Raw genomic sequence first — 6954 nt, 5'->3', positions numbered from 1 at the left:
TAGGGATCCCTTGGGTTGGCCATCCCATTTCGGAAGATGCGCCGGGAAGCCTCGCGGACAAACTCTTTGAGCCAACCGGATTTTTGGGTATTTTGCACCTGGGCCTTAACCACCGCCTGCATCCCCCCTTCTCCCCAGCTTTGGTTGTGCTGGAAATACTCAATGAAGCTCTTGCCGGCAATGCGGGTGAGATAGCCAGCACTGGCTGCCTGAATGGGGGCTGTCGCCAGAAAACCGACGACGCTCACTTCGGCAACGGTGGCCAAGATCCCCGTGGTCAGTTGGATCGCCCCTTCCACCAAGCCCAAGCCGGCTAAGGTTTTGGCCAGAGACAAGGCCAGCTCCCGCCCCTGCTGCAGATCCATCTTGCAGCCGTAAAGGGATCCCAGTTCCACCACCATCTGGGCGTTGATGGCGGCAATGGCCAGCAGATCCACCGCCGGGATGGGGTTGGCAAATACCACCCCTGTAACAATCCACTGAAAGCGATCGATCACTTCCTCGGCTTGGCGGCGCAGTTGGGCTTGGAGAATCCGCTTGGCCTCTTCCCCCAACTGTTGCGATTGCAGCAGAGCATTGTCCAAGGCCAGGGATCCCCCCTCGGCATAGAGCACCGCCTGCACGCGATCCCGCACCGCCGCCACCTCCGGCTCCGGTCGCCAGGTTTGGGATCCCACCCGCACAGGGGCTGGAGCAGCGGCAGCTATCAACACATCCTGAGGTGGAATCAGGGGGTAGACCCGCTCCCGCAGGCGTTGCAAGAGGATCTGCCGTTCTTCTGAGGTGTAGCGATCCGCTTTGTTCAGGATCAGCAAGGCCCGTTTGCCCAGGGCGATCAACCGGCGCAAGGGATCCACCTCTGACTGGCGCAGATCCCCATCCACCACCACCAGCAGCAGATCGGCAGCTTGGGCTTGGGCTTGCGCCTCCTGTTCCCGCATCACCCCTGCCGGGCCGATCTCCAAAATGCCGGGGCAATCCAGGATCTGCACCGGCTGCGGGATCCCGGGCAAGTTCCAATCGTAACAAGCCACCGCCTGGGTGGTGCCCAGAGTGGCCGCCACCGCCCCCGCCCGCCGCCCCAGCAGCGCGTTGACCAAAGAAGTCTTGCCCGCCGACCCAGTGCCGAAGACCACCACCTTCAGCTGGGGCTGGGCCAACTGTTGGGCCAGTAGGGCCGACCGTTCTGCCAGCGCTGCCCGCGCCACCTGATCCTGGATTTGCGCTAGCTGCGCCTCCAGTTGAGCCAAGTTCTGTTGCGCCGCTTTCCGCTTTTCCAAAGCCGTCTCCGGCAAGGCAGGGGGTCTCCTGCTGGGGGCGGGTTGGCGAAACAGAAACAAGTAGTAGATGGCAGCGGCCAAAAACACCAGCAGCAGCAGCACCAGCACCCCAATCAACAGCCCCCCCAAAATCGGGTGGTAGCGGGTGGCGTAGTACAGATCGAGAAACGATTGGATCAGCCAGACGATCAGCCCGGTGAACGAGGCCAACAGCGCCAACAGCAGCAGCAAGCGCAGGTAAGGGAGCGACCGCATAGGGATCCAACAAGGCCACAACCGTTCGCGTCAGCGGGACGGAGTCCTTTTGACTCTACCCGCGGCTGAGCATATCCGGCTACCTAGATGTCGCCTTCTGGCTGCAGGGGCAGGGCTTCTCCATCCGACTCTTCCTTTTCACACCGAGATTCCCCCTCGATGACCTGAATGGCCTGCGGATCCCCGTCAACTTTCACTTGCAGATGGCGCAACTGCCATGCCGAGCCGGCCATGCCCCGCTCCGATTCCACCACCACATCGCCGGTGCGCTGGGCCCCTGTAATCAAAAAGAACAGACACACCCAACCGGCTTCCTCATCTTCCTGAAAGCGCAGCCGCGAGGGCCATCCCGGCCTCAGGGGCTCTCCCAAACGTTCCACCACCACGGCATTTTGTTCGAGCTGCTCCACCGCCAACTGGTAGGTGCGATAGGCTCCTGAGGCACGGATCCCATTCCAGACTAGGATCCCTGCCCCCGCCAGCCCCAGGCCCAACACCGCCAGCAGGCCCAAACAGCCGCAGCCACAGCAGCCCAGAGGGACAGCACAGCCGACTTTTTGTGGAGTTTCTGACACAGCCCATTGCCACCCTAGAATGCCCCCACCCTAACACAAGGCTGTTGCTCATCCTCTATGCCTTCATTGCCGACAAGGTACAGACAAAAAGCCAAGCAACCCTACGCCATTTGTCGGTGACGAACATCGCTTCTCAGTTCCGTATTGCCACAGATATCTGTTACGGCCTCAAACAACAGCTCGAAAAATCATGGGATCAGCACCTCTTTGGCAAGTTCAAGCAACTCACTGTTGAGTCTAATTTTGTACTGCAGTGAGGATGGGATCCCTACGTATCCAATTGTTGGCTCTACTCCCACTTCGATTGGAAAGGCTTGTGAAGCAAGGATTTCAAGCTTTTCGCCTGAATAGGATCTGGATGGATCAGAAAGTCAATGGATACCTGGAAAGCCCTATTTCCTGAACATTGGGAAAGATGACAAAGCGCGCATATCGAATCCGCTATTTGGCGGAGTCAATATCAGAGGGATTTGTCGAGAATAAGAGCAGCAAAAGGTCTCCATCCAATCGCCTAAACCTATGGATGAAGCGACAACCATAACCGTGCAGCAGATCATTCAAACCGCCATGATGACCGGTTTGCTCACCGCTGCTCAGGAACACGAACTCAACGTGAGGCTATTTCGAGAGGAGTGCTCCGAAGCCGACCTCTTCCTGCTGCGCCGTCTACACCGCTGCCTACGCCAGGGATCCATCCGCCAGATCCCGGCCCTGAACAACACTGTAGCGGTTGGCCGCTTTGGCCCGCCCCTGCGCCTGGTACCGGACAGAGCCGAGACAACTCAGTCCCAGCCGACTGGGTTAAGCCTGGCGAGGGATCCCAAGACCGGGTAGTCAAGCAATTACAAGCAATTAGTGACGAGGGGGCAGAGGTAAGGCCGAGGGTTGGGCAACGGTCAAATCAGGGAAAGGGGGAGCTGAGGTTTTGCTTTCCCCGTCGTGCAGCAACACATATAAAGCAAACACATATAAAGCAAGGGATCACCAACGACGTCAACGGCAAGGCAATCTCGAATGAGCTACGGACTTCTACAGCACTTCCCTTTGCCTCTCTTCATCGCTGGAGCCCTTCCGAGTTCAGCCGCCTAGCTAAGCTTTTGAATAGGAGCGATACGGGGATCCAAGATTTTCTGTTGACCGATAGCGGGAAACCTCACCGCAATCGTGACCCGTTCACCACTGCCGAACACATGGGTAATCTGGCCTTGTCCGAATTGGGGATGTTGCAAACGATCTCCAATCGCCCACTGTTCTGAACGGCTTTGGCGGCGATTGGGCCTGGCCTTGGGTGCATCTGAAAGGGACAGTCCACTGCCGTGGGAGAGCTGTCGAGAAACGGCTCCGCGTCTGTCGAATTCGATTAACTCTTGGGGCAGTTCACTTAAAAATACCGAAGGAATAGCTGGTTCGCGGTTGCCGTAGAGCATCCTTTCCCTGGCGTGGCTGATATACAACTGCTCACGGGCACGGGTAATGCCCACGTAGCAAAGGCGTCGCTCTTCTTCCAAAGCAGCGGGATCCTCCAAAGCCCGGAAATTGGGAAATAGACCCTGTTCCACCCCCACCAAGAACACAACAGGAAACTCCAAACCTTTGGAAGAGTGCAACGTCATTAGCGAAACTTTCTCAGCGCCTTCCTGAAGGTTGTCCAAGTCGGAAGCCAAAGACACATTGCTCAAAAAAGCCTCAAGGCTGGGATCCTCCTGTTCTTCCTCGAATTGGCGAGCGGCATTGTAAAGTTCCATCACGTTGGCCGCTCTTTCTTCGGCTTCGTCTGTACCCTGCGCCTTGAGATCCTCCAAATAACCGGAATCCCGCAGCAGCCCTTCGATAAGGGTGGCGGCTGAGGTTTGAGAAGCCTGTCGATGCCAGTGCTGAATCAACTGAGCAAACTGAATGACAGGCTTAGCCAAACGACCCACCAAGCTACTTACAGAGGTTTCGTCGCTGAGAATTGCCCACAAAGGCACGTTTAGAGCAGCCGCCGCTTCGGTCAGCTTGTCCAGAGTAGATTTGCCGATGCCACGGCGCGGCACGTTAATAATTCGCAGCAGGCTAAAGGAGTCGGCAGGGTTAGCCACAACCCGTAAATAGGCCAGGACATCCTTAATTTCTTTGCGGTCGTAAAATCGCAGTCCGCCTACCACGGTGTAAGGGATCCCCCACCGCAGCAAGACCTCTTCAAAAGGACGGGATTGAGCGTTGGTGCGGTAGAGAATGGCAAAATCTCCCCAGGAAAAAGCATTGGCATTTTGACCGTGTAATCGTCGGATGGTATTGACGACAAACTCGGCCTCTGCAATCTCATCATCCGCCTGATGAAGGAAAATCGGACTTCCTTGCTGACGGGTTGGCCTGAGAACTTTATCAATGCGCTCTGTATTTTTCTCGATGAGAGCGTTAGCTGCCTGCAGAATGGTAGCTGTAGAGCGATAGTTCTCCTCCAGCTTGATCATGGTGCGGGTATCATCATCCGGGAGACCATCTCCAAAGGTCTCTTGAAACTCCAGCAAAATGGTAAAATCTGCCCCGCGAAACCGATAGATGCTTTGATCGGCATCTCCCACCACAAAGATCGATCGGTTTCTCCAATCCAACCGAGATCTGCAGGTCTCGCCGTTGGTGGCCAACAGACGAATCAACTCATACTGAGTGCGGTTGGTGTCTTGGTATTCATCCACCAAAATGTGTCGAAATCGTTGGTGCCAGTAAGCCAACACCTGCTCGTTTTGTCGAAAAAGCTGCACTGGTATCCAAATCAAGTTATCAAAGTCCAGAGCATTGTTGGCTGCCAGTTGGTCTTCATAGATTTCGTAAACTTGGGCAATGGTACGGCCACGGAAGTTGGGCTGATTGCGCTCCAGGTCGGCAGGAGTCCAACCTTGGTTTTTGGCATTGCTAATGGCGTAGCGTACCGACCTTGGGTCAAACTTGCGCTCATCCAAGTTCAGTTGCTTGGTTACAATCTCCTTCACCAGAGATTGGGCATCTGATTCATCGAAGATCGAGAAGTGGCGAGTCCACTTGCGCCCCTTGGGATCCTGATATTTTTCGATCTCCAGGCGCAGGATCTGGGCAAATAAGCTGTGGAACGTGCCAATCCAAAGAGGCTTAATCCAGCGGTGGTAAACAGCAGATTTTAGTCGCGTTGCCTGGGCCGGCTCCAATTCCTCTAAGGGGATCCCAAATTGTTCTTGAGCTTCTTGTTCGGCAAAGAGCTGCTCAATGCGCTCTTTCATCTCACGGGCGGCCTTGTTGGTGAAGGTCACGGCCAAAATTTCTCCTGGATCCACCCGATAGTGGCGAACCAGGTAGGCAATGCGGTGGGTGAGGGCGCGCGTCTTGCCGGAACCTGCCCCCGCCACCACTAGCAGCGGGCCACAAAAGTGTTGCACCGCTTGCCGTTGAGAAGGGTTGAGGGCATCCAGCAAAGAGGCGTGAGTCATGGCCAGCAAACCAGAAACTGCCTTCCATTATGGGCACCAACCCAATGGGGATGAGAAGCCCAGAGGGCATTTTGGAGCACCAAAGATGAAGATCGGTTAAGATTTGGCCGGCCCGCTCCAGAGCTCCCCGCCATGAACCGAGTGCTGTCCTGCTGCTGTGCCCCGGCTAACCGCTGCTGGCTTTGCGTTCAAAAGAGACTTGTGGCTTTGGGGTTTGCCACCCTTGCCCTGCTTTCTCAAGGTGCGTTCGATCCCGCCCAAGCTGGCAACTGCCCCAGCAACGGCAACCCCAAAACATCTCTTGACCTCAAGGTGGAAAGCGTTTCTGGGGATCGGCTTGACCTAAGTCGGTATGAGGGCATTCAAGCGTTGATCTTGACCAACAGCCAAACCCGCTCGCAATCGGAAGCCCTCTCCAAAAGTTTGGCCCTGGAGTTTGGGCAAAACCCTCGGCTGCGCCAGATCGTGCTGGTGGATGGCAGGGGGCTGCTGCTGGTGCGCCACTTGGTTTTGCAGGCCATCCGGGAGAGTGTACCGACGGATCCCCGCCTGGTTTCTCCGTTTGTGTATGTCTCGGTCGATTTTGAGGGAGCAACCATCCAGAAGCTGCAAGAAATAGCCGCTGCAGCTTTGCCTGGGATCAATTTTCGCCGCCAGGCTGTTTTGTTGCTGTTGGACGGCCAGGGAACTCTTCTGAGCGGATTTGCCGACTTGGAGCAATCCAACCTCAGCATTCGCCGGTGCATTCGCACCCTCATGGGATAGTCCCACTTCCCTTTCACACCGGCAACGCCTCTCCTCTGCTGCTCTGGCCCAAGCCATTAAACTGGTCATACCGGTCATGTTGAAGCTTGAAGTCAACCATTCGAACGACGGTTCACTGTTTACGGGATCCCATGCGCCGCCAGCTCAAAACTTTGAACCAAATCCTCGATTACAAGCTTGCCGACTTGCGGCTGTTTGGCCGAGCCGAGCTGAAGGGGCCTGTTCTCAACGTGCTGCTGGAACGGCTGCCGGGCGATGTGGTGGATACCCTGCAGGTGATGGAGGTGGTGCGCAGTGCGGTGGAAGCCTCTCTGCTGCAAGGGTTGCGCAAGGTCAACGTTTACCTTTGGTGCCGCGGACAAACTGAAGAAGCGCCGGAGTGGAGCGAAAGCTTTGCTGTAGAACCATTGGTCTTGGCCCACCCCAAGGAGCTCCGAAGCCTTGCTTTCAACTATCGACAAGACTATCCCGGCATGCGGGTGCTGTTTTTCTGCCTGGGCCTTTGTCTGGGCGGCTTTTACCTGTTGGGGGGCTGGGAGCAGACAGGTTGGATCGATTGGATCCCCGTAGGACTGGCCTTCGCCTTGGGGGTGATCTTCCCCTGGCTCAAACGCTCCCTCAGCCAGTTTGTAC

The 6954-nt window shown here is 56.3% G+C and carries 6 protein-coding genes; 3 read left to right on the top strand and 3 right to left on the bottom strand.

Annotated elements, in window-relative coordinates:
- Both NW837_RS11785 and NW837_RS11780 read right to left on the bottom strand, forming a co-directional pair.
- Positions 1-1535: YcjF family protein (locus NW837_RS11785; RefSeq protein ID WP_414331739.1), on the bottom strand; the 1535-nt coding region annotated here is incomplete at its 3' end.
- An 83-nt stretch (positions 1536-1618) separates the two neighbouring features.
- Positions 1619-2110, bottom strand: coding sequence for a cytochrome c oxidase assembly factor Coa1 family protein (locus NW837_RS11780; protein ID WP_414331736.1), 492 nt, complete (start codon positions 2108-2110; stop codon positions 1619-1621).
- Positions 2111-2629: 519 nt separating this feature from the next.
- Here NW837_RS11780 and NW837_RS11775 point away from each other — a divergent pair.
- Positions 2630-2944, top strand: coding sequence for a hypothetical protein (locus tag NW837_RS11775; RefSeq protein ID WP_414331733.1), 315 nt, complete (start codon positions 2630-2632; stop codon positions 2942-2944).
- 251 nt (positions 2945-3195) lie between these two features.
- Here NW837_RS11775 and pcrA read toward each other — a convergent pair whose 3' ends face one another.
- Positions 3196-5556 (bottom strand): DNA helicase PcrA, encoded by a 2361-nt coding sequence (gene pcrA, locus NW837_RS11770; protein ID WP_414331731.1) that lies wholly within the window; start codon positions 5554-5556, stop codon positions 3196-3198.
- A gap of 132 nt (positions 5557-5688) precedes the next feature.
- On the opposite strand from pcrA, the gene NW837_RS11765 reads away from it, so the two are divergent.
- Positions 5689-6321: a hypothetical protein gene (locus NW837_RS11765; RefSeq protein ID WP_414331728.1), complete on the top strand. Its 633-nt coding sequence runs from the start codon at positions 5689-5691 to the stop codon at positions 6319-6321.
- Between the two features lie 86 nt (positions 6322-6407).
- Positions 6408-6954 (top strand): hypothetical protein (locus NW837_RS11760; protein WP_414331726.1); only part of this gene is annotated, 547 nt, incomplete at its 3' end.

Origin of the sequence: Synechococcus sp. R6-10, from assembly GCF_047461815.1 — a bacterium.
Lineage (GTDB): Bacteria > Cyanobacteriota > Cyanobacteriia > Thermostichales > Thermostichaceae > Thermostichus.
Note: the sequence above shows the minus strand (reverse complement) of the source record. Positions and strands in the feature narration are given on the sequence as shown.

Bases quoted from the DNA above. Each gene is read 5' to 3' on its own strand.
- NW837_RS11775 (WP_414331733.1), top strand. From the start codon at position 2,630: ATGGATGAAGCGACAACCATAACCGTGCAGCAGATCATTCAAACCGCC.
- NW837_RS11765 (WP_414331728.1), top strand. From the start codon at position 5,689: ATGAACCGAGTGCTGTCCTGCTGCTGTGCCCCGGCTAACCGCTGCTGG.
- pcrA (WP_414331731.1), bottom strand. From the start codon at position 5,556: ATGACTCACGCCTCTTTGCTGGATGCCCTCAACCCTTCTCAACGGCAA.